At 72.0% G+C, this 22,225-nt stretch carries 16 protein-coding genes; 12 read left to right on the top strand and 4 right to left on the bottom strand.

The window, feature by feature from the left end:
* Positions 1–6: 6 nt before the first annotated feature.
* Entirely contained in the window at positions 7–1,257 is a 1,251-nt protein-coding gene (locus tag IW248_RS25055; RefSeq protein ID WP_196928920.1) for an MFS transporter, read from the bottom strand.
* A gap of 119 nt (positions 1,258–1,376) precedes the next feature.
* Between IW248_RS25055 and IW248_RS25050 the strand changes: the two genes are divergently transcribed.
* From IW248_RS25050 to IW248_RS25030, 5 genes are all read left to right on the top strand, one after another.
* A complete protein-coding gene (locus tag IW248_RS25050; protein WP_196928919.1) occupies positions 1,377–3,164 on the top strand; it encodes an HSP90 family protein in 1,788 nt (595 codons plus the stop codon).
* 2 nt (positions 3,165–3,166) lie between these two features.
* Complete coding sequence (locus IW248_RS25045) at positions 3,167–6,061, top strand: hypothetical protein (RefSeq protein ID WP_196928918.1); 2,895 nt, start codon at positions 3,167–3,169, stop codon at positions 6,059–6,061.
* 100 nt (positions 6,062–6,161) lie between these two features.
* Positions 6,162–6,761 (top strand): TetR/AcrR family transcriptional regulator, encoded by a 600-nt coding sequence (locus IW248_RS25040; RefSeq protein WP_196928917.1) that lies wholly within the window; start codon positions 6,162–6,164, stop codon positions 6,759–6,761.
* A 71-nt stretch (positions 6,762–6,832) separates the two neighbouring features.
* Complete coding sequence (locus tag IW248_RS25035) at positions 6,833–8,170, top strand: acetyl-CoA carboxylase biotin carboxylase subunit (protein WP_196928916.1); 1,338 nt, start codon at positions 6,833–6,835, stop codon at positions 8,168–8,170.
* Positions 8,171–8,260: 90 nt separating this feature from the next.
* On the top strand, positions 8,261–9,181 hold the full coding sequence (locus IW248_RS25030) for a hydroxymethylglutaryl-CoA lyase (RefSeq protein ID WP_196928915.1): 921 nt from the start codon (positions 8,261–8,263) through the stop codon (positions 9,179–9,181).
* A gap of 54 nt (positions 9,182–9,235) precedes the next feature.
* Here IW248_RS25030 and IW248_RS25025 read toward each other — a convergent pair whose 3' ends face one another.
* Entirely contained in the window at positions 9,236–9,796 is a 561-nt protein-coding gene (locus IW248_RS25025; protein WP_124816175.1) for a snapalysin family zinc-dependent metalloprotease, read from the bottom strand.
* 168 nt (positions 9,797–9,964) lie between these two features.
* Here IW248_RS25025 and IW248_RS25020 point away from each other — a divergent pair, with 168 nt between their 5' ends.
* The 3 genes from IW248_RS25020 to IW248_RS25010 all read left to right on the top strand — a co-directional run bounded on the left by IW248_RS25020 (position 9,965) and on the right by IW248_RS25010 (position 15,512).
* Positions 9,965–11,497, top strand: a complete 1,533-nt coding sequence (locus tag IW248_RS25020) for an acyl-CoA carboxylase subunit beta (protein WP_196928914.1) — start codon at positions 9,965–9,967, stop codon at positions 11,495–11,497.
* 78 nt (positions 11,498–11,575) lie between these two features.
* Positions 11,576–12,724 (top strand): acyl-CoA dehydrogenase family protein, encoded by a 1,149-nt coding sequence (locus IW248_RS25015; protein ID WP_196928913.1) that lies wholly within the window; start codon positions 11,576–11,578, stop codon positions 12,722–12,724.
* 133 nt (positions 12,725–12,857) lie between these two features.
* Positions 12,858–15,512, top strand: coding sequence for an ATP-binding protein (locus tag IW248_RS25010; protein ID WP_196928912.1), 2,655 nt, complete (start codon positions 12,858–12,860; stop codon positions 15,510–15,512).
* 246 nt (positions 15,513–15,758) lie between these two features.
* On the opposite strand, the gene IW248_RS25005 is transcribed toward IW248_RS25010, so the two are convergent.
* Entirely contained in the window at positions 15,759–16,277 is a 519-nt protein-coding gene (locus IW248_RS25005) for a MarR family winged helix-turn-helix transcriptional regulator (RefSeq protein ID WP_196928911.1), read from the bottom strand.
* Positions 16,278–16,376: 99 nt separating this feature from the next.
* Here IW248_RS25005 and IW248_RS25000 point away from each other — a divergent pair, with 99 nt between their 5' ends.
* Both IW248_RS25000 and IW248_RS24995 read left to right on the top strand, forming a co-directional pair.
* Positions 16,377–16,958, top strand: coding sequence for a YceI family protein (locus tag IW248_RS25000; protein ID WP_196928910.1), 582 nt, complete (start codon positions 16,377–16,379; stop codon positions 16,956–16,958).
* A 310-nt stretch (positions 16,959–17,268) separates the two neighbouring features.
* Entirely contained in the window at positions 17,269–18,747 is a 1,479-nt protein-coding gene (locus tag IW248_RS24995) for a glutamate-cysteine ligase family protein (RefSeq protein ID WP_196928909.1), read from the top strand.
* Positions 18,748–18,885: 138 nt separating this feature from the next.
* On the opposite strand, the gene IW248_RS24990 is transcribed toward IW248_RS24995, so the two are convergent.
* Positions 18,886–20,367 carry a hypothetical protein gene (locus IW248_RS24990; protein WP_196928908.1) on the bottom strand — a complete coding sequence of 494 codons (1,482 nt, stop codon included), beginning with the start codon at positions 20,365–20,367 and terminating at the stop codon, positions 18,886–18,888.
* A gap of 123 nt (positions 20,368–20,490) precedes the next feature.
* Here IW248_RS24990 and IW248_RS24985 point away from each other — a divergent pair, with 123 nt between their 5' ends.
* Both IW248_RS24985 and IW248_RS24980 read left to right on the top strand, forming a co-directional pair.
* Entirely contained in the window at positions 20,491–21,171 is a 681-nt protein-coding gene (locus IW248_RS24985) for a PASTA domain-containing protein (protein WP_196928907.1), read from the top strand.
* Positions 21,172–21,331: 160 nt separating this feature from the next.
* The gene (locus IW248_RS24980; protein WP_196928906.1) at positions 21,332–22,219 is read left to right on the top strand and encodes a PASTA domain-containing protein; all 888 of its coding nucleotides are present in this window, start codon (positions 21,332–21,334) and stop codon (positions 22,217–22,219) included.
* The last annotated feature ends 6 nt before the right edge of the window (positions 22,220–22,225 follow it).

Genomic DNA, 22,225 nt, shown 5'->3' with positions numbered 1-22,225 from the left:
CGGCTGTCAGATGACGGTGGAGCTGTGGGGCTCGTGGTGGCGTTCGGCACCGCCCTGGCGGACATGCTCGACCGTGGACCACCAGGCGGCGAGGGTGACCAGCGCGAACGTCCCCGCCGCCGCGGCCGCCACCGGCGCGGTGCCGTACGACGCGGCGGCCAGCCCGGCGAGCGCCGCCCCGAGCGGTGCGGTGAGCAGACCGACCATCCGCTGGGCCGCACCGACCCGACCGAGCAGTTCGCTCGGCACCTGCCGCTGCCCGTACGACGCCCACAGGCTGTTCCACACCACGGTGCCGGCGGCGAAGACGGCCAGCGCGATCCCGCCCGGCACCGGATGCCGAGCCAGCGCGAAGCCGGTCAGCGCCACGGTTTCCACGGCCAGCACCGCGCGCAGCGCCGGCACCGTGCCGAGCCAGGCGGCGAGCCGAGCCGCTCCGAGGGCCCCCGCCACGCCCCCGACGATGGCGGCGGCGGCGAACAGCCCGTACCCGGCCGGCGGCACCCGCAACACGTCCAGCGCGTAGAGCACCAGCACCGCCATGATTCCGCTGATCGCCAGGTTGCTCGCGGCGGTGAGCACTGTGACCCTCCACAGGGTCCGGTGCGCACGCAGCCAGCGCAGCCCCTCGACGATCTCGCTCCACACCGAGCCGCGCCGCCGTGCCGTCCCCGGGCCCAGCACGGGAGGTGGACCGAGGGCCAGCACGAGCAGGGCCGCCGCCGCGAAGGTGACGGCGTCGAGGGCGAACGGAAGAGCCGGGGCGACTGCGAACAGGACACCGGCGGCGGGCGCCCCGAGGAAGCCACCGGCCACCGCTGACCCCGCCTGGAGCCGACCGTTCGCCCGGGGTAGCGCGTCCGGCGGCACCAACGAGGGCAGCAGCGCGAACGAGGCGGAGTCGAAGAGGGTGCCCAACGCGGCAAGCAGAAACGCCACCACCAGCAGCACCAGGACGCTGAGCCGGTTGAGCGCGACCACCACGGCCAGCGCCGCCACCACGGCAGCGCGTACCCCGTCGACCACTGCCATCGTCCGCCGACGGTCCCAGCGGTCCGCGTACACGCCGCCGAGCAGGCCGAACAGCAGTGGCGGCAACTGCGCGGCCACGGTGACCGCCGCGATGACCCGGGGGTCGCGGGTCACGGTCGCGGCCAACAGGGCCAGAGCCGGGGTACGCAGGGCGTCCCCGAACCGGGACGAGACGGCGGCGGACCACAGGAGCCGGAAGTCCCGGCCCAGTGCGGAGGAAGTCATGCCGGCGACCGTGCCGGTTCGACCGGGTCGAGGGTCAAGCCGCCCGGTAAAGGGGACCGCACCTGTCGGTGATCATGGGTACGGTGGGCGCCGGCATCGGGACCGGGGAGAAATCAGGCGTGGACCACACTTTCCAGGTCGACCTACGTGGCGTGGTTGACCTGCTCAGTCATCACCTCTACGGCAGCCCGCGGGTCTACGTCCGCGAGCTGCTCCAGAACGCGGTGGACGCGATCACCGCCCGGCGTAGGGACGAGCCGGACGCGCCGGCGCTGGTCCGCATCGAACCGCCGGACAGCACCGGCGACGGCACGCTGCGGGTGCACGACACCGGCATCGGTCTGACCGAGGCGCAGGTGCACGAGCTGTTGGCCACCATCGGCCGCAGCTCGAAGCGCGACGAGTTGGGCTTCTCCCGGCACGAGTTCCTCGGCCAGTTCGGCATCGGCCTGCTCTCCTGCTTCCTGGTGGCCGACGAGATCCAGGTGCTCACCCGGCACGGCGACAACCCCACGGTGCGCTGGACCGGGTACGCCGACGGTCGCTACGCGGTGACGGTGGCCCCGCCGGAGGCCGCCCGCGCCGAGCCGGGCACCACTGTCACGCTGGTGCCCCGCCGCGACGCGGACCAGTGGTTCACCACCCCGACAGTCACCGACCTGGCCCGGCTCTTCGGCGCGCTGCTGCCGGTCACCGTCCGCGTCGGCGACGTCGTCACCACCACCGGGGAACCGCCGTGGCCGACCACGCCGGGTGCGCCGCTGGACCGCGCGGCACTGATCCGGTACGCCCGGGAGACGCTCGGCGTGGACCCGTTCGACGTCCTGCCGCTCTCCGTGCCGGAGGCCGGGCTGACCGGCGTCGCCGTCATCCTGCCGACCCCGGTGAACCCGGCGGCCCGCGCCGGGCACCGCGTCTACCTCAAGCGGATGTTGCTCACCGAGAACGCCGACGGGCTGCTGCCGGAGTGGGCGTTCTTCGCGCACTGCGTGGTGGACGCGACCGAGCTGCGCCCGACCGCCAGCCGGGAGGCACTGTATGAGGACACCTTGCTGACGGCGACCCGGGAGGCGCTCGGTGACCAGGTGCGCGGCTGGTTGGTCCGGCTGGCGCGGCACGACCCGCACCGGCTGGCCGAGTTCCTCCAGGTGCACCACCTCGGCGTGAAGGCCCTGGCGCTGCACGACGACGAGATGCTCCGGCTGGTCGACAGGTGGTGGCCCATGGACACCAACGTCGGCACGCTCACCCTCGCCGAGTTCCGCGAACGCTACGGCGTGGTCCGCTACGCGGCGAGCCTCGACGAGTTCCGTCAGCTCGCCGCGGTGGCCGCCGCGCAGGACCTGGCGGTGGTCAACGCCGGCTACACGTACGACAGCGAGCTGATCGAGCGGCTGCCGGTGGTGGACCGCTCGGTGCTGATCGAGCGGCTGGAGCCGAGCGACCTCACCACCCGGTTCGACGCGCTCGACCCGCCTGTGGAGTTGGCGTTGCGACAGTTCCTCGCGGCGGCGCAGCGGGCCGTCGAGCGGTCCGGCTGTGAGGTGGTCATTCGGGCGTACGACCCGGTCTCGCTGCCCGCGCTGTACCTGGTCAGCCGGTCGGCCGCGTTCAACGACCAGCTCGCGGCCAGCCGGGACCGGGCCGACGAGCTGTGGGGCGGGGTGCTCGACGCGCTCGCCGCCACCGCCCCGCCGGACCGTCCGCAGTTGGTGCTCAACCACCGCAACCCGCTGGTACGACGGGTGACCATGCTGAGCGACCCGGAGCTTGTCGGTCTCGCCATCGAGGCGCTGTACGGGCAGGCGCTGCTGCTCGGCCACCATCCGATCCGCGCGGCCGACGCCGCGCTGCTGAACGATTCCTTCCTCGGCCTGCTCGGCCGGGCTGTTCCGGGACGGGAGTGAGCATGAGCGACGAGGATCTGTGGCGGGTGCTGCACGGCATCGCCGACATGCCGTACGGGGCGGGGCAGATCGCCGCGCTGGAGCAACTGTTGCGTCGGGTGGACGCCGCCGACGACAGGCACCTCGCGTTCGTCACCCGGATGCAGGCCACCACCGGCTACATCTACGGCGGCGAGCCGGCGAAGTCCTTCGTGACCTTCTCCTGGTGCCTGTCCGAGTTCGACCGGGACCCGCAGCCCTACCACCAGCGCCACCTGCACCAGTTGCTGTGGCACTTCAAGTACATGGTTTCCGGTCTGCTGAAGTTCCCGGAGGTGCCACTGGACCGCACGTACGCGGTGCTGGACGACATGGAGCGGCGCTATCGGGCTGGCGGGCACAGCCTGCAGGCCGTGCACAAGCACCGGTTCCGGGTCGCCGAGCACGTGGGCGACGTCGAGGCCGCCGCGCACTGGTACCGGCTCTGGCAGACCACCCCGCGCGACGAACTGTCCGACTGCGCCGGCTGTGATCCGACGAGCCAGGTGGGCTACCTCGCCGACACCGGGCGGGACGCCGAGGCGGTGGCGCTGGCCGAGCCGGTGCTCGCCGGTCGGCTGAGCTGCACCGAGCAGCCGCAGGCGATCCTCACCGCGCTGCTCGTGCCGTACCTGCGCACCGGGCGCGGCGAGGAGGCGCGGGACGCGCACCGGGAGGCGTACCGCCGGCTGCGCGGCAACCTCGCCGACCTGTGGGACATCGCGGACCACATCGAGTTCTGCACGCTGACCGGCAACGAGGCGCGGGCGGTCGAGCTGGTCGAGCGGCACCTGGACTGGCTGGACCGGCCGCCGTCGCCGGCCGCCGCCATGCATTTCGCGGCGGTGGCCGCCGCCGCGCTGCGCCAGGCCGGCCCGTCGACCGTGTACCGCCGGGCTGCCGAGGGTCGGCCGGCCGCCGAGGTGTCGGCGGCGTCGTTGGCGGACGAGCTGGCCGAGACCGCTGGCGGTCTGGCCGCCCGCTTCGACGCCCGTAACGGCACCACCCACCAGTCCGAGTGGATCGCCCGCCGGTTGGCCGTGCGGGCGAGCGGGGAACATGTGCCGCTGTCGGCGAGTGTCCGCCGCCGGCCGAACCGCCCGACCCGTCCGGTCGGGGACGAGCCGATCGTCGGGCAGGGCGCGTCGACGTCGTCCGCCGACCGGGCCGAGCGAGCGCGACCCGGCAAGGGTGAACGACCTGCCGTGACCCTGCCCGCCGACGCCGGCCCGGACGATCTGCTGGACCTCGCGGAGGAGAGCTGGGGCCGACACGACCGGGTCGCCTTCCGGGCGGCGCTTGCCGCCTTCGACGACCGGTTCGGCTCCGCCGAGCTGCCCGCCCGTACGTCCGCGCACCGGCTGGCGCTGCGGGCATCGGAGCGCGGCGACGAGGACGACATCGAGGGTGCGATCAAGCTGAATCGGGCGGCGCTGGAGCGGTACCGGGAAGCGGGCGAGGAGGTGCCCGCCCAGACGGTCGCCGGGCGGCTCGGTGTGCTGTTGACCAAGTCCGAGGACGACGGCGAGGAAGGGCTGCTGTTGGTCCGGGAGGCGGCCGAGGTCCTGGACCGGCTCGGCGACGCCCGGCAGCGGGCGGCCGGCCACGACCGGGTGGCGTTGGCGTTGCTGCACCGCGAGCGTTGGGCGGACGCGCTCGCCGTGCTCGACCGGGTACCGGCCGACGCGGGCGGCGACCGGCACCTGGCGGCCCGGATCGCGCTGCACCGGGCGCACCTGCTGGAGCAGTCGGACCGCGTCGACGAGGCCCGCGCCGCCGTCGACGAGGCCCGCCGGATCGGCCGGGAGTTGGGCGTCGGCGAGGTGGTCACGGGTGCCTGCCTGGCGTACGCGCGGCTGGTCGACGATCCGGCGGACGCCGTGGCCGCCTGCGACGAGGCGTTGGAGTCGGCGCCGCCGGAGGCGGAGCTGCCGGTCCGGGTCACCCGCGCCCGGGCGTTGCTGTCGGCCGGCCGGGCCGTCGACGCGGTGGACGACTTCGTCGAGGCGGTGACGCTGTGCGTGGAGCGGGGTGCCGAGGGGGACGCGTTCCTGCGGTGGGAGCTGGCCAACGCGTACCGGATGGTGGGCCGGCTCGCCGAGGCCGCCGAGGTCGCCGAGGAGGCCGTGCTCGGTCTGGATCGGCTGGGCGCCCAGGCGGAGGCCGACCGCTGCCGGCACCTGCTGGCCGGGGTCTACGCCGGGCTTGGTGAAATCGACCCGGCGTTGGCCCTGCTGGAGCAGTTGGCCAGCAATCTGGATGGACCGGACAACCTTCCGCACCGGGCGCAGGTGCTGGAGGAGGCCGGCGGGATCCTCTACGACGCCGATCGGGACGCGGCTGCGGGCGAGCGGTTCGCGGCTGCGGCTGAGGCGTACCGGCTCGGTGACCTGCCGCTGGACGAGCTGCGCGTGCGCCGGCGGGAGACGTACGCCTGGTTCTGGGCCGACGACCGGGACGCGGCGTTGCGTGCCGTCGAGGTGGTGGACGGGTTGGCGGCGAAGCTGGCCGGGCAGGCTGAGCCGCCGGTGCTGTACGAGCTGGCCCTGGCGGCCGAGGCCGGGGCGCGGGTGCTCACCGGGGAGGACCGACTGGACGAGGCGTTGGGCCGGCTCACCGGGGTGCCGGACCGGTTGCGGTCGATCGAGGCGTTCGGTGAGGCCGCCCAGGTGGAAGCCCTCATCGGTGAGCTGCTGCTGCGCCTGGAACGGCCGGCCGAGGCGGAGCCGCTGCTGCGTCGCGTACTCGGTGGGCTGCCGGCCGCCTCGCGGCAGGTCCGCCAGACGGCCTGGCTGTTGGCTCGGGTGCTGGATCTGCTCGATCGGCCCGCGGAGGCTGCCGCTCTGCGCGCGGAGCACGACCTGGACGAGGACGACTGAATCGTGCTGGCCGCCCCTGGCCATTCAGGGGCGGCCCGGCCCGGGGTGGGCGGAACTGACCGGCAACCATCGGGGGCTCCTTGCGGTCTAGGCTTGCCCGGTGACGGTGGAGCAGCAGGCACGGGGTGCGGCGGGTGCGGGCCGGCGCAGGTCCCGCAAGGACGAGATCCTGGAGATCGCGGTAGGTCTGTTCGCGGCGCGCGGCTATCACGGCGTGTCGATGGACGACATCGGCGCGGCCGCTGGAGTCACCGGTCCGGCGCTCTACCACCACTTCGCCGGCAAGGAGGCCATGCTGGCCGCCGCGCTGATTCCGGTCAGTGAGGGGCTGTTGGCCGGTGGGCGGGAACGCGCCGCCGGGCGCTCGGACGACCCGCGCGGCGTACTGGAGTCGCTGATCGACTACCACGTCGAGTTCGCGCTGGCCAACCCGGCGGTGATCGCGTTGCACCTGCACGAGTTGGATCGCCTGCCCGAGGAGCCGCGGCGGCGGATCCGTCGCCTGCAACGGCTCTACGTCGAGGAATGGGTGACTGTGCTCACCGCGCTGCACCCGGGCATGCCCGACGGCGAGGCGAGGGTGCTCGCGCACGCCGCGTTCGGCCTGATGAACTCGACGCCGTTCCTCGGTGGCGAGGTGGACCGGCGACGCCGCGCCGAGCTGCTGCGCGGTGCGACACTGGCCGCGCTGCTCGCCTGAGCCGACTCGTCAGAACCGTGCCGGTCATGATTCCCTGACATCGTCCCACCATCCGGACGCCGGGAGGCAACATGATCGAGTCACTGCTGGTCGCCAATCGGGGCGAGATCGCACGCCGGATCATCCGGACCGCCAAGCGGCTCGGCATTCGCGCGATCGCTGTGCACTCGGAGGCCGACGCCGACCTGCCGTTCGTCGCCGAGGCGGACGAGGCGGTCCTCATCGGCCCACCGAACCCGGCGCTGAGCTACCGCAACACCGAGGCGATCCTCGCCGCCGCGAAGTCGACGGGCGCGCAGGCCATCCACCCGGGGTACGGCTTCCTGTCGGAGAACGCCGAGTTCGCCCGTACCGTCGAGGCGAGCGGCCTGATCTGGGTCGGCCCCGACGCGGACGCGATCACCGCGATGGGCGACAAGATCAACGCCCGGAACCTGATGGCGGCGGCCGGCGTTCCGGTCGCGCCCGGCACCACCGATCCGGCCGCCGACCTGGACGCGGCGGTGACGGCCGCCGCCGAGATCGGCTACCCGGTGATGGTCAAGGCCGCCGCCGGCGGCGGCGGCATGGGCATGGGCGTGGCCGTCGACGAGGCCGCGCTGCGCACCGAGTACGACAAGGTGCGCGCGTTCGCCGAGCGGATGTTCGGCGACGGTTCGGTGTTGATCGAGCGGTATTTTCCCCAGGTACGGCATGTCGAGGTGCAGATCCTCGGTCTGGCCGATGGCCGGGTGGTGGCGCTCGGCGAGCGGGAGTGCTCGGTGCAGCGGCGCAACCAGAAGCTGGTCGAGGAGTCCCCGTCGCCGGCGGTCTCGCCGGAGCTGCGATCCCGTCTCCTGGCAGCGGCGGTGCGGGCCGGTGAGGCGGTCGGCTACCGCAACGCGGGCACCGTGGAGTGCCTGCTCAACCCAGCCACCGATGAGTTCTTCTTCCTGGAGATGAACACGCGGTTGCAGGTGGAGCACCCGGTGACCGAGTACGTCTACGGCATCGACCTGGTCGAGGAGCAGTTGCGGGTGGCCTCCGGGCTGGCGCCGACGTTCGACCCGGACGCGTTGACCCCGAGTGGGCACGCCATCGAGATGCGGATCAACGCGGAGGACCCGAAGCGCTTCCTGCCCGGCCCCGGTGTGATCAGGACGTGGGTGGAGCCGGCGGGCGAGGGTGTCCGGGTGGACTCCGGTTACACCGAGGGCAACACTGTCACCCCGTTCTACGACAGCCTGCTGGCCAAGTTGATCGTCAGCGGCGCGACCCGCGACGAGGCGCTCGATCGCGCGAAGGAGGCGGTGGCCGCCTTCCAGATCGAGGGTCCGAAGAACAACGTCCCCTTCTTCGCCGAGCTGCTCACCAACGAGGAGTTCCTCTCCGGTGCCTACGACACAGGCATCGTCTCCCGCATGCGCTGACCGGCCAGGCCGTCGTCCCCGCGGGGAGGCAAGACTGGTTCGCCCGCCGACATACTGTCCCGATTCCGACGTCACAGCGAGGTGACCGCGATGAGTCAACTGCCAGATTCCGTGTCGATCCGCGAGGTTGGGCCGCGGGACGGGTTGCAGAACGAGGACCCGATCCCGACCGGCGCCAAGGTGCGGCTGCTCGACGCCCTCTCCGGCACCGGCGTACGCCGAATCGAGGCGGTGTCGTTCGTTCATCCCAGGGCGATTCCGCAGATGGCCGACGCCGACGAGGTGTGGCAGCGGGCGGTGAAGGCCGACGGGGTGCGGTATTCCGCGTTGGTGCCGAACACCCGGGGCGCCCAGCGGGCCCTCGCCGCCGGATTCACCGAGATCGAGGTGGTGGTCTCGGCCAGCGACACGCACAACCGGCGCAACGTCAACCGGTCCACCGACGAGTCGCTGGACGACATCGCCGAGCTGATCGACCTGTTGCACGGTGCCTCGGCGCGGGTCGAGGTGATCGTGGCGACCAGCTTCGGCTGCCCGTACGAGGGGGACATCGACCCGCAGCGGGTGGCCGGGATCGTGGACCGGGTCGTCCGCGACGGCGCGGACCGGGTCGCGTTCGGCGACACCACGGGCATGGGCACCCCACGCCGGGTCCGTGAACTGTTGACAGCGGTACGCGACCGCAACGCGCACGTGCCGGTCCTGCTGCACTTCCACAACACCCGGGGTACGGCGTTGGCCAACCTGTTGACCGCGCTGGAGCTGGGGGTGACCGAGTTCGACGCCAGCGTCGGTGGGCTCGGTGGCTGCCCGTACGCGCCGGGGGCGAGCGGCAACCTGGCCACCGAGGAGGCGGTGCACATGCTGCACGACATGGGAATCGACACGGGCATCGACCTGCCGGCGCTCATCGAGGTGGCCGAGTTGGCCGAGGAGTTGCTCGGCAAGAAGCTTCCGTCAGGTGTGCTGCGGGCCGGTCCGCGTACCCGGCTGACGCCGCTGCCGAGCTGAGGACGCGACGGAGGGGCCGGCGGGTGCGCCGGCCCCTCCCACGTGCCAGGTCGATCAGCCCACGGGAGTGAGCACGCTCGGCCAGCTGTCGCGGAAGATGTCCGCGCTGCGGTCGGTGGCGCTGAACGTACCGGCGAAGAGGTTGCTCACCCGGTTCGCCTCGGCGGTGCTCGGGTACGCGTTGGTGCAGCTGGTGCCGGCGCTGCCACCGGACATCAGCAGCGCGCAGTTGCCGTTGTAGTTGTCCGGCAGCCCGAGGATGTGCCCGATCTCGTGAGTCATGATCCGCAGCACGCTGTACTGGGCGGCCTGCTGGGTGTCGATGTAGACCCGGCCGTTGCCGAGGCTGGTCCGCTGTGCGTACGAGCCGCCACCGGTGATCCGGTAGATCCGGAGGTTGGAGCCGCAGTTCGCGGAGAGCGTCAGGTTGACTGTGGCGTTGTTCCAGATCGAGGCGGCCTGGTTGGCGACGCTGGCGTAGCTTCCCGCCTGGCTGGTGTTGTAGCAGATGGTCATGGCGGCGGACGCGGGCGACGGGTTGGCGACCGTGATGCCGAGGGTGGCGAGTGTCGTCGCGAGCAGGGCGACGGCGAGCCGATTGAGTCGTGAGGTCATCGCTGACTCCGATCTGGGAGGAGGGGTGCCAGGAGCCTAGCGATATGTATTCACGTTTTTCAATGTCTTGCTCTTGGCTCGACTGTCTGGTTCGCTCGTAGGTCGCCGACAGTCGCGCTCATGCGCTAGCCTAACGATCGTTCAGGTCAGTATGGTGGAGGAGTCGGCGTGACGCTCGACGGTGAGGCACTGGAGCAGCTGCGCAAGCGGGCCCGGTCCGGCGGCGCGGACAAGTACCACGCGGCCAACGCGGCCAAGGGCAAGCTCTTCGCCCGAGAGCGGGTCGCGCTCCTGGTCGACGAGGGCTCGTTCGTCGAGGACGGCCTCTACGCCAACGCGCTCGCCGAGGGGCTGCCCGCCGACGGCGTCGTGACCGGCACCGCCACGATCGACGGCCGACAGGTCTGTCTGATGGCCAACGACTCCACAGTCAAGGCCGGCAGCTGGGGTGCCCGCACCGTCGAGAAGATCATCAGGATCATCGAGCGGGCGTACGGCGCCGGTGTGCCGATGGTCTACCTGGTCGACTCGGCCGGCGCCCGGATCACCGACCAGGTCGATCTCTTCCCCGGCCGGCGTGGCGCCGGCAAGATCTTCTGGAACCAGGTCCGCGCCTCGGGCTCGATCCCGCAGGTCTGCGCGCTGTTCGGTCCGAGCGCCGCCGGTGGGGCGTACATCCCGGCGTTCTGCGACGTGGTGGCGCTTGTCGACGGCAACGCGAGCATGTATCTCGGCTCCGACCGCATGGTCGAGATGGTCACCGGCGAGAAGACCACCCTGGAGGCGATGGGCGGGGCGAAGGTGCACACCGCCGAATCCGGCGTGGGGCACTTCCTCTGCAAGACCGAGGCCGGCGCGCTCGACGTCGTGAAGACCTACCTGTCGTACCTGCCGGCGAACTGGACGCAACAGCCGCCGACCGCGCCGGCGGTCGCCGCGCCCGCGAAGGCCGACCTTGCCGCGCTGGTGCCGGCCAGCGAGCGGCAGGCGTTCGACATGCGACGGTACGTCAAGGGCCTGCTCGACGAGGGTTCGTTCTTCGAGATCCAGGCGCTCTGGGCCAAGGAGCTGACCATCGGCTTCGGCCGTCTCGACGGTCAGGTCGTCGGCGTGGTCGGCAACAACTCGATGTTCAAGGGCGGCGTGCTCTTCGTCGACTCGGCCGACAAGGCCACCCGGTTCGTGCAGCTCTGCGACGCGTTCAACGTGCCGCTGCTGTTCCTCAGCGACGTGCCCGGCTTCATGGTCGGCAGCGTGGTGGAAAAGCAGGGCATCATCCGGCACGGCGCCAAGATGATCACCGCGATCTCCGAGGCGACAGTGCCGAAGATCTGCGTGGTGGTCCGCAAGGCGTACGGCGCCGGTCTCTACGCGATGGCCGGCCCCGGGTTCGAGCCGGACGCCACGATCGCGCTGCCGACCGCGAAGATCGCCGTGATGGGCGCCGAGGCCGCCGTGAACGCGGTCTATGCCAACAAGATCGCCGCCATCCCGGACGAGGACGAGCGGGCCGCCTTCGTCGCCGCCAAGCGGGCCGAGTACGAGCAGGACATCGACGTCGTACGACTCGCCAGCGAGCTGGTGGTGGATGCCATCGTCGAGCCGCACGACCTGCGCACCGAGCTGGTCCGTCGATTCGCGGCGGCGCGTACCAAGGATCGGCACTTCTCCCGTCGTCGGCACGGCGTCACCCCGGTCTGATCATCGACTCAGGCCCGCACAGCGACCCGCCCCCGGCGTCACGAGCGCCGAGGCGGACCGTCCTTACAGGAGGATGAGATGGACTTCCGGCTCACCGACGAACAAGAGGCGCTGCGCGAGAGCGTGCGGGAATTCGCCCGCGAGGTGGTCGCCCCGGTCATCGCCGAGCACTACGAGCAGCACACGTTCCCGTACGAGGTGATCCGGCAGATGGGCAAGATGGGCCTGTTCGGCCTGCCCTTCGCCGAGGAGCACGGCGGCATGGGCGGCGACTACTTCGCGCTCTGCCTGGCCCTGGAGGAGTTGGCCCGGGTCGACTCCAGCGTGGCCATCACGTTGGAGGCGGCGGTCTCGCTGGGCGCGATGCCGATCTACCGCTTCGGCACCGAGGAGCAGAAGGCGACCTGGCTGCCCCGGCTGCTCAGCGGCGAGGCGCTGGCCGGCTTCGGTCTCACCGAGCCGGGCACCGGCTCGGACGCCGCCGGCACGCAGACGCGGGCGGTGCTGGACGGCGACGAATGGCTGATCAACGGGTCGAAGGCGTTCATCACCAACTCGGGGACCGACATCACGGCCATGGTCACGGTGACCGCGGTGACCGGCACGAACCCGGACGGCTCGAAGGAGTTGTCGACGATCATCGTGCCGACCGGCACGCCCGGGTTCACGGTCGCGCCCGGCTACTCCAAGGTGGGGTGGACCGCCTCGGACACCCACGAGCTGACCTTCGACGACTGCCGGGTCCCGGCGGCCAACCTGCTCGGCGATCGGGGTCGGGGTTTCGCGCAGTTCCTGCGGATCCTCGACGAGGGCCGCATCGCCATCGCCGCGCTGGCCGTCGGCCTCGCCCAAGGCTGTGTCGACGAGTCGATCAAGTACGCGAAGGAGCGACACGCCTTCGGTCAGCCGATCGGCGCCAACCAGGCCATCCAGTTCAAGATCGCCGACATGGAGCTGAAGGCACACACCGCTCGGTTGGCGTACTACGACGCCGCCGCGCGGATGCTGGCCGGCGAGCCGTTCAAGCGGCAGGCCGCCATCGCCAAACTGCACGCCAGCACGATCGCTGTGGACAACGCCCGGGAGGCCACCCAGATCCACGGCGGGTACGGCTTCATGAACGAGTACCCGGTCGCCCGGTTCTGGCGGGACTCCAAGATCCTGGAGATCGGTGAGGGCACCAGCGAGGTGCAGCGCATGATCATCGCTCGGGATCTGGGCCTCTGAGTGATCCCGCCGAGCTGATCGGCCAGTCGTCCCGGACGGGCTGTCCGTACGGCTGTCGGGTTTCGGCGAACGGGCGTCAGTAGCCCGACGTTCGACTGCCGACGGTCGGAGTCGATCCGTACTCTTCGTGCCCATGACTCCGGATCATGACCGGTCGCGGAGCCCGGCTGGACGTACCACTCTGCCGGAGCTGCTCCGTGGGCATCGCCGCGCCGCCGGCCTGACCCAGGCCGAGCTGGCGTCCCGGGCCGGGGTGGGTGTGCGGACGGTCCGTGACCTGGAGCGTGGCCGGTCGATCCGACCACAACGGACCACTGTCGAGCTGCTCGCCGGAGCGTTGGCACTGACCGGCACGAGCCGGGCGGCGTTCCTGGCCGCGGCCCGCGGCACCGGTGCCGAACCGGCCCCGCCGGGCGCCACCTCGACGACGTTCGCGGTCAGCGGCAACGCCACGACGGCGGACGCGCCCCCGGACCCGTCGGTCGCGCTTCCGCCGCCGGTCGCGTTGATCGGCCGGGAGCGTGACCTCACCGAGCTGGCCGGGATGCTGACCGCGGACCGAGGACCCCGGTTGGTGAGCCTCGTCGGGTTGGCCGGCGTCGGCAAGACCGCCCTGGCGACGTCGGTGGCGCACCTGGTGGCCGCCGACCACCCGGCGGGTGTCGCCGGGGTGCTGGTCGGCGAGGGGTCGGACGGTCCGGACGTGCTCGCCGCCTCGATGTCAGTGCTCGGCGTGGCGCGCCTGTCCGAACTCGTGGCCCTGCTCGCCGGGCGGCCGGCGCTGCTGGTGATGGACGCGGTGGAGCGCGCCCCGGGCCCGGTGGCCGCGTCCCTGCACCGGTTGATCGGCGCACTGCCCTCGCTGCGGGTGCTGGTCACCGGGCGGCACCCGGTCGGGTTACCCGGTGAACGGGTCTGGCCGGTCGCGCCACTCGACGTGCCACCACCGGAGGCCGAGCACGGCGGCCTCGAATCGTGGCCGGCGGTCGCGTTGTTCACCGCCCGGCTCGCTCAGGTCCGCCGGGAACCGCCCACCCCCGCCGAGCTGCCGGCGCTGGCCGCGTTGGTCCGCCGGTTGGGAGGGCTGCCGTTGGCCATCGAGCTGATGGCCGCCCGGGGCCGACTCCTCGACCTCACCGAACTGCTCGACAGGTACGGCGACCGGGTGCTCGACCTCGCCACTCCCGCCGACACGTCCGCCCACCCGGGCTGGGACGCACCGGAGGCGCTCGATAGCCGGACGGGCGGACCCGACACCCGTGCGGCGGTCGCGGTCGCCGTCACCCTGCGGGACGCTGTGGCGTTCAGCTACCGCCTGTTGGCGCCGGACGAGCGGGCCGCGCTGCGACAGCTGGCTGTCTTCGGTAACCGCTGGTCGGTCGAGTTGGCCGAGGAGATGCTCGCCGACGAGGCCGACCGGGACGGCACCGTGGCGATCGATCCGGTTCCGCTGTTGGACCGCTTCGTCGAGTTGGGGCTGCTGAGCGTACGCGGAACCGGCTCGTTCCGGTTCCGGCTGCTCGACGCGGTCCGTGAGTACGCCGTCGAGCAGGCGGCCGGTGGGGGTGAGCTGACCTGCATCCGGCGTCGACATGCGGAGGTCGTTACGCGCCTGGTGGCCCGGACAGCCACCGACCTGGTCGGTCCACGGTTACCCGAAGCGGTGCGCCGGCTGGACGAGATGAGCAGTGACATCAGCTCGTCGTTGACCCACGCGGCTACCGACGACCCGTTGACCGCGCTGCGGCTGGCGGAGTGCCTGACCCGCTGGTGGCGGTTCCGCGGACGCGACGTCGCCGGGCGACAGTGGCTGCGACGGCTGTTGGCGGACCCCCGGACCGCGGACGCAGATCCTCTCCTGCGGGGCTGGGCCACCCTCGGGGTCGCCCGGCTCGCCGCCGAACACGGCGCGGGCGCCGAGGAGCTGTCGACGGCCCGCGCGGCGTTGGACACCTTCCGGCAGGCGGGCGACGTCACCGGGGAGTTGGAGGCGCGGAACGTGCTCGGCACCCTGCTGACCTCCGTCGGGCGGCAGGACGAGGCTCGCGAGCAGGCCGAGGCGTTGCTGCGGTTGGCCGCGCGCAACGGTCGGACCCGGGACCTGGCGGTGGCCCAGAACAGCCTTGCCTGGCACGAGATCCGCGCGGGCGACCTGGCTGCGGCCCGCCGCCGGCTCGCCGCGGTGGACCGCCTTGCCGCCGAGAGCGGGGAGCAGCGACTGCGGGTGTTGGGCTGGGCCAATCGCGCCGAGGTCGCCCGCCTGGAGGGCTGGTACGCGGATGCCATCGACCGTGGCCAGAGGGCGATCGCGGCACTGTCCGAGCTGGGTGACCCCGGCCGTCGCCGTCGGGTGCTCGGGACCGTCGGGCTGGCGCTCGCCCAGGACGGGCGGGTCGCGGAGGCGACCGAGGTGCTGACCGAGTTACGCGCCGGGGGCGCGGAGGCGCTGCCGGCGCGTCCGACCGTGCCGCGACCACGCTCGGACGATGCGGCGTTGGCCTGGGGTGGGCCGGAGGTCGGGCTCTGTGCGCTGATCGAGGGGAACCTGGCGCTGCACCGGGGTGACCGGGAGTTGGCTGCCGAGTGGTTCGCCGCCGCCGCCGACAATGCGGGGCAGGATCGCCGCGACGCGGTGGAGGCGCTGGTGGGACTGGCCGCGAGCACTGCGGACCCGGCGGTGCTCGATCGACTGGACCGGGTCTGTGTGGAGAGCGGCGTCCGGCTGTTGCCGCAGGAGTCGGGCCTGCTGTACGCGCTGATCGCCGCCCGGGGTGGGCCGACTCGGTAGTCGCGACGAATCGGGTGCCCGTGCGTGCCTGCGCGTGCCCGCAACGGGAGAGTGGCGCGGGCGAAGAGCCCCCATTGGTGCTACCCCTCGCTGATCGCCCGCGCCGTCACCCCCCGGTGATCCCCGGTGCAGGAAGCCTGCCACCGGCGCGATGGCAGAAAGTCGGCTTGGACCGAATCCTCCAGCTTGGCTGGGCCAGTTCTGCCGGTCTTTCTGCCGCTGCCGCCGCCCGGCAACTGGTGCTTCTCAGTGCCGTCGGTTGGCGGTGTCGGTGTTGGCGATCGGCTCCGGGCTGACGTCGTCACTGCCGGCGGTGGCGCACGGATGCGCGGCGTCGCGGACCCGGCGCAAGCCGTCGAGGAGGGCCGCCAGCGCCTTGGGTTCGAGCTGCCCGGTGAACCACTGCTCGATCATCTGCAGGTGCCCGGGCAGCGTCTCGTTGAGGCGTTGCATCCCAGTGGCGGTGACCACCGCGTACGAGCTGCGTCGGTCGTTCGGGCAGGCCCGGCGGGTGAGCAACCCGTCGCGCTCCATCCGGTCCACCACGCGGGTCACTCCGCTGGTGGACAGTGAGGTCTGTGCGGCGAGGTCGGTCATGCGTAGTTGGTTGCCCGGCGAGCGGGCCAGTCGGGTGATGACCTCGAACTCGACCGCGGAGAGGCCGTGCTCCTCGAGTTGGGCGTTGAACCGGGCTGACAGCCCGGCGTGTGCCTCGAAGAGTAGGCCGACGGCGGTGATCCGGGGATCGTCGAAGACGTTGGTCACCCGTTCATCATACCAGTGCTTGACACGGGGAATATTGTTGCGGTTATAGTTGCTCAGGCAGTCGTTGGGCTACTAAACAATCCCCTGGAGGACAGCAGCATGACCAGCAGCATCGATGCGGTTACCCGCGACTGGGACGGCCTCAGCATCCCGGCGGCCGGCACCTACGCGCTCGACGTGGCGCACAAGCGGGTCGGCTTCGTTGCCCGGCACATGATGGTGAGCAAGGTTCGCGGTGAGTTCAACGAGGCGACCGCCACCATCACCATCGCCGAGGACCCGCTGCAGTCGTCGGTCGTCGCCACCATTCAGGCCGCCAGCGTCGACACCACCCAGGCCGACCGGGACGCGCACCTGCGCAGCCCCGAGTTCCTGGACGCCGAGAAGTTTCCGACGCTCGAGTTCCGCAGCACCGGGGTCAAGTCCCGTCGTGGCAGCGAGTTCGTGCTCACTGGTGAGCTGACCATCAAGGACGTCACCCGTCCGGTCGAGCTGGAGGTGGAGTTCGAGGGTGTCGGTCGCAGCCCGTTCGGCCAGGACATCTTCGGCTTCTCCGCGAGCACCGAGATCGACCGCGAGGAGTTCGGCCTGACCTGGAACGTCGCCCTGGAGACCGGGGGCGTGCTGGTCAGCCGCAAGATCAAGATCGAGATCGAGGGCGAGGCCGTTCGTCAGGCCTGATCCCCTGGGATCGCCGGAGGGCCAGGGGGATCCTCCCGGTGATCCGGAACGCAGGGCCCGCGCCGTACGCTGGCGCGGGCCCTGCGTCGTCTCCGCTCGTGGTAATTGTCACGAGTTGTTCGCGCCGCCATCGGGTCCAGTCGGTCGTCGACGGGGTACAGATGGCGCCACGAGCGCGTCCGCGCCGGTCGACGTCGGATCACCGCCGTCGGCCTCTGGCCCCGGTCAGGTGGGCGCTCTTACCGTGGATGCTTCACAAAGCGCTTCCGGGACGGCATGATCCCGACCGCGCCGGCCGTCGGGAGGACACATGGGCAGGGACGTCTCAGGGGGCGCCTTCACCCGGGATGATCGCGTCCGATATCGGCAGAAGGTGCGGCGGTGCCTGGACGTCTTCGCCCTGATGCTTGACGACTTCGGCTTCGACGCCGACCGGCCGATGACCGGCCTGGAGATCGAGCTCAACCTGGTCGACTCGGCAGCCGAACCGGCGATGCGCAACGAGGAGATCCTCGCCGACATCGCGGACCCCCTCTTCCAGACCGAGCTGGGGCAGTTCAACCTGGAACTCAACGCCGAGCCCCGACTGATCGAGGGCGCCGGTTTCGCCGACTACGAGCACGACCTGCGCGGCAGCCTCTCCCGGGCCGACGAGCGTGCCGCCAGATCCGACGCGAAGATCGTCCTGGTCGGCATCCTGCCCACCCTCACCGAGGGGCACCTGGTCGAGGACAATCTCTCCACCAACGAGCGGTACCGGGTGCTCAACGACCAGATCGTCGGCGCCCGGGGCGAGGACATCGAGCTGGACATTCGCGGTGTCGAGCAGTTGCGGACACACACCGACTCGATCGCCCCCGAGGCCGCCTGCACGAGCCTCCAGTTTCACCTCCAGGTCGCCCCGGACAGCTTCGCCGACTACTGGAACGCGTCCCAGGCCATCGCCGGCGTGCAGGTGGCGGTCGGAGCGAACAGCCCCTTCCTGTACGGCCGCCAACTGTGGGCCGAAACGCGGATCGCCCTGTTCCAGCAGGCCACCGACACGCGCCCGGACGAACTCAAGGCCCAGGGCGTACGGCCGCGGGTGTGGTTCGGCGAACGGTGGATCACCTCGATCTTCGACCTGTTCGAGGAGAACGTCAGGTACTTCCCGCCGCTGCTGCCGATCTGCGAGGACGAGGACCCGGTGGAGGTCCTGCACGCTGGCGGTGTGCCACAGCTCGGGGAGCTGCGGTTGCACAACGGCACTGTCTACCGGTGGAACCGTCCGGTCTACGACATCATGAACGGCCGCCCCCACCTGCGGGTGGAGAACCGGGTGCTTCCGGCCGGTCCGACGGTGGTGGACATGCTGGCCAACGCGGCCTTCTACTTCGGGCTGGTACGCGGTCTGGCCGAGGCCGACCGTCCGATCTGGAGCCAACTCACCTTCAGCTCCGCCGAGGAGAACTTCCACGCCGCCGCCCGACGTGGCCTCGACGCCGCACTGCACTGGCCGGGGCTCGGCGACGTGCCGGTCACCAAGCTGGTCCTGGAGCAACTGCTGCCCACCGCCGCCGCCGGCCTGGACGGGTTCGGCGTCGCCCCGGCGGAGCGGGATCGGCTGCTCGGCATCATCGAGCAGCGCTGCCGTACCGGCCGCAACGGTGCCGTCTGGCAGACCGAGGCGGTCTGGGCGGCGGAACGGCGCCACGGCATGGACCGGACGGCCGCGCTGCACCACATGGTCCAGCGCTACGCCGAACTCCAGCGCACCAACAACCCCGTCCACACCTGGCCAACCGACTAACCCCACCCCACCCCACCTGGCCCCCACCCCACCCCACGACCGCGTTGATCATGAAGTTATTGCCATGGCACGCCGGTCGGGATGGCAATAACTTCATGATCAACAGGGTCGGGGTCGGGTCCCTGGTGGGGGTGGGGGTTAGTTGGTGGTGGGGCGGGTGGTGCGGCGGGAGGCTCGGGTGCGCCGGCTGTCGGGGGGCAGGTCCTCCGCTGCTGCTTCGATGGGACGGTCCGGGTCCGTACGGGGGGCGGGGACCTGCGGTACGGGGGCGGCCTCGCCCGGCAGTGAGCCTTCCCTGGGTGCCTGTGGTGCGGCGTCGGCCCTTCTGCGCCGCGCTGCGGTGCCGGCCGTCGGCGTTACGGTGCCGGCCGTCGACGCTGCGGTTCCGCCCGTCGACGCTGGGGTTCCGGCGGTCGAGCCGGTCACCGGCGACCCGGGGTCGGTTTCGGCGACCGGGGCCGGGTCGGCCAGCGCGTCCCGCGCAACCGCACCCCGATCGGCCGGGCGGTTCTGCTCGGCCGCCCGGTTCCGCTCGGTTCGCTCACCGAGGCGGGCGGCCAGCACCGAGCCGGCGATACCGGCGATGACCGCGTACGGGGCGATCAGCTGGGTGGACAGCTGCGCGGGGCCCAGCGTCGACCAGTGCGGCAGGGTGGTCAGGTAGGCGAGCGCGACGAGCACCGGGCCAGCCGCGCCGGAGGCCGCCGCACCCACGCGGTGGCCGCCCGAGCGGGCGGATCGCCGGGCGGCCAGTACGCCGATCAGCAGCGCGGGCACCAGTGCCAGCAGAGCGCCGGGCCAGTAGAGCTGGCCCCCGATCCAGTATCGGGTGTGGTCCGGGTCGAGCTGCCAGGTGCCGAGTTGGGCGCCGGTCAGCCCTCGTCCGACGCGTACCCCGTCGATCACCGAGATCACCGCGAGCAGCCAGAGCCAGGCGGCCGTCGCGGTCACGTTGACCGCGGCGGCTCGGGAGCGAAGCGCCCAGATCGCGACGAGGACGCCGATCAGGATGCCCAGCGTCGCCTGTACGGCGGCCGTCCGTTGCGGTGCGCCGGTGTCCGCGCCGGTTGCGACCCGCGCGGGTACGGCGATCAACAGCACGGTGACCAGCCCGCCCAGCCCGGCGCCGAGCGCCAGGGTCACCCGCCGCAGCAGGCTTCCACCGGCGTGGACCGGCGGCTCGGCCACCTGGGGTGGCGTGCCCGCCACCCCATGCTGGGCGGTGTCGGCGGTCGGTGGACGCCCGTCACCCGGGCTTTCGTGCTCCGACGCCCGATCGCCGCGCTGCGGGCCCTCGGGGCGGACAACACCGTCGGCCGCGCTACCCGGAGAGATCGCGCTCCCCGGAGAGATCGCGGCCTCCGGAGAGATCGCGGTCTTCGCCGGGGCGTTCCGTTGGTGGAGCCGCTGCGCGCAGACCGCGCCGAGGACTGTCGAGCTGGCGGCGAGCCAGGTGGCCCAGGCCAGGCCGTCCGCCCAGGCTGTGTCGGTCGCACCGGCATCGGTGGGCGTCCAGGTGATGACGCCGAGCCCGTAGCCGAAGCCCAGTTGTGCGGCACCGGCGCCGGCAGCGACCCCGATCGCCGTCGCGATCGACACTCCCCAGCCCTGTCTGGCCATGCCGGGCAGCGTAACGTCCCGTCGTCGGCGCGGCGAGTCGCAACGACCCGCCGGAGTGGACCGCCGGTGCGGGCGGATTGGGCGGCGGGCGGTACGGTCGCCGGTGATGAGGCGGTGGGCGTTATGACGGACACGAACACGGGCCAGCAGAATGCCGCAGGTGGCGGTGCGGGCCGGGCCAGCGTCGTGCTCGGTGGTGGGCTGGCGGCGGTGCTGCTCGCCGCCGTGGGCGCGACCGGCGGCTGGTTGCTGGCCGGCGAGGATGACGCACCCTCTGGTGATCCGCTGGCCGTTGCGACCACGGCTGGCGCGTCGACCACCCGGGCCACCGCACCCCGACCGAGCAGCGGCCGGCCGACACCGTCGGCGGTCCAGACCTCCGCCACCTCGACAAAGGGGGCCGGCCTGACCGTGCCGCCGGTGATCGGCACCGACTTCGAGCAGGCCCGGGAGACGCTGCGCAAGCAGCGGCTGGGCTGGCGGCTGGTCTTCGGTGGCGGCGTCGGCCGTACGGTCGAGAGCACCACACCGGACGTGGGCACCGAGGTCACCCGGGGGACGACTGTGCAACTACAGGTCGCCGGGCCGGCGCCGGCCGCCGAGGTGCCGGACGTGGTCGGCAAGAGTTGCGCCGACGCCGCCGACGAGTTGGTCGACGAGGGTCTCTACCCGCGCTACGTCACCGAGCGCAATGGGAAGGTCAACCGGCAGGAGCCCGCCGAGGACGGCCCGGCCCGGTGGAACGACCAGGTCAGCATCTGGTGTGGCTCCGACAGCCAGCCGAGCGCGAAACCCACGCCCTGATTTCAGGCCGGCGAGTCGAGCCCTCCAGCGCGTACCCGCCGCTCTGCCTCGCCGGCAACCGGCGCGGCTCGGCACGCTGATCCCCACCGATGGTGGTGTGGGCGACTAGGTTGGCGGTCGAGGGCCATGACGCCCGTCCGGGTTGGGGAAAGGACGTGCGATGAGCGACGACCGCCAGGAGCCTCCCGCCGGCGAGCACGACGACGACCGGACCCGCCCCCTGCCCTCCGCCGCTGACCGCCCGGGGCCGTCCGGAGCCGCCGCTGACCGGCCGGAGCCGACGCCAGCCGCCACCGACCCGGACGAGACGGCACCGATCGACCGCACTGTCCCGGCTCGCCCCGAGCCGTCGCCCGACCAGACCATGCCGATTGATCGGGCCGCTGGCACCCGGGCGGGTCCGCCCGCCGACGAGACCATGCCGATTGATCGGGCCGCCGGCACTCGGCCGGGTCCGCCCGCCGACCGGACGGCGCCGATACCGCCGTCGTGGGCCGGGCGGGCCGAGGTGCGCTCGCCCCGACCTGATGACCCGGGCGCAGAGTGGTACGTCGAGGAGCAGGGTGGTCGGCGGTGGTGGTTGCCGATCCTCTGGGGCGTACTGGCGCTGCTGCTCGCCGGCCTGCTCGGGGGCGCGCTCTGGTTGGTGCTCGCCCAGCGGGATGACGACCGGGACGGTCCGGGGTCCACCCCCTCGCTTCCGCCGACCAGCGCCCCGCCGACCAGCGTGGCCCCGACGTCGGCGGCGCCCACCAGTGAGTCGCCGAGCAGCCCGGCGACCACGGACGCGCCGGACGAGCTGGCGGTGCCACCGCTCGCCGGCCTGCCGCAGGCCACCGCCGAGGGGCTGTTGGGTCGACTCGGCCTGGCCTACCGGGTGGTGTACCGCCCGTCGGAGCTGCCACCGGGAACTGTGGTGGGCACCGAGCCGGGAGCGGGCACGTTGGTGTCGACCGAGGACGAGGTCTTGTTGATCATCTCGCAGGCCCGGCCCTCGACCGGGGCGAGCCCGACCACGCCGAGCCCCACTGTGACGACCACGCCGTGACCGCTG

It is taken from the genome of Micromonospora ureilytica (genome assembly GCF_015751765.1).
Classification (GTDB): Bacteria; Actinomycetota; Actinomycetes; order Mycobacteriales; family Micromonosporaceae; genus Micromonospora; species Micromonospora ureilytica.
This window is presented reverse-complemented; position numbering and strand designations above follow the sequence as displayed.

Excerpts from the sequence above, each read along its gene's own strand:
- IW248_RS25025 (WP_124816175.1), bottom strand. The coding sequence starts at position 9,796 with ATGACCTCACGACTCAATCGGCTCGCCGTCGCCCTGCTCGCGACGACA.
- IW248_RS25045 (WP_196928918.1), top strand. The coding sequence starts at position 3,167 with ATGAGCGACGAGGATCTGTGGCGGGTGCTGCACGGCATCGCCGACATG.
- IW248_RS24990 (WP_196928908.1), bottom strand. The coding sequence starts at position 20,367 with ATGGCCAGACAGGGCTGGGGAGTGTCGATCGCGACGGCGATCGGGGTC.
- IW248_RS25055 (WP_196928920.1), bottom strand. The coding sequence starts at position 1,257 with ATGACTTCCTCCGCACTGGGCCGGGACTTCCGGCTCCTGTGGTCCGCC.
- IW248_RS25030 (WP_196928915.1), top strand. The coding sequence starts at position 8,261 with ATGAGTCAACTGCCAGATTCCGTGTCGATCCGCGAGGTTGGGCCGCGG.
- IW248_RS25035 (WP_196928916.1), top strand. The coding sequence starts at position 6,833 with ATGATCGAGTCACTGCTGGTCGCCAATCGGGGCGAGATCGCACGCCGG.
- IW248_RS25010 (WP_196928912.1), top strand. The coding sequence starts at position 12,858 with ATGACTCCGGATCATGACCGGTCGCGGAGCCCGGCTGGACGTACCACT.
- IW248_RS24980 (WP_196928906.1), top strand. The coding sequence starts at position 21,332 with ATGAGCGACGACCGCCAGGAGCCTCCCGCCGGCGAGCACGACGACGAC.
- IW248_RS24985 (WP_196928907.1), top strand. The coding sequence starts at position 20,491 with ATGACGGACACGAACACGGGCCAGCAGAATGCCGCAGGTGGCGGTGCG.
- IW248_RS25015 (WP_196928913.1), top strand. The coding sequence starts at position 11,576 with ATGGACTTCCGGCTCACCGACGAACAAGAGGCGCTGCGCGAGAGCGTG.
- IW248_RS25000 (WP_196928910.1), top strand. The coding sequence starts at position 16,377 with ATGACCAGCAGCATCGATGCGGTTACCCGCGACTGGGACGGCCTCAGC.
- IW248_RS24995 (WP_196928909.1), top strand. The coding sequence starts at position 17,269 with ATGGGCAGGGACGTCTCAGGGGGCGCCTTCACCCGGGATGATCGCGTC.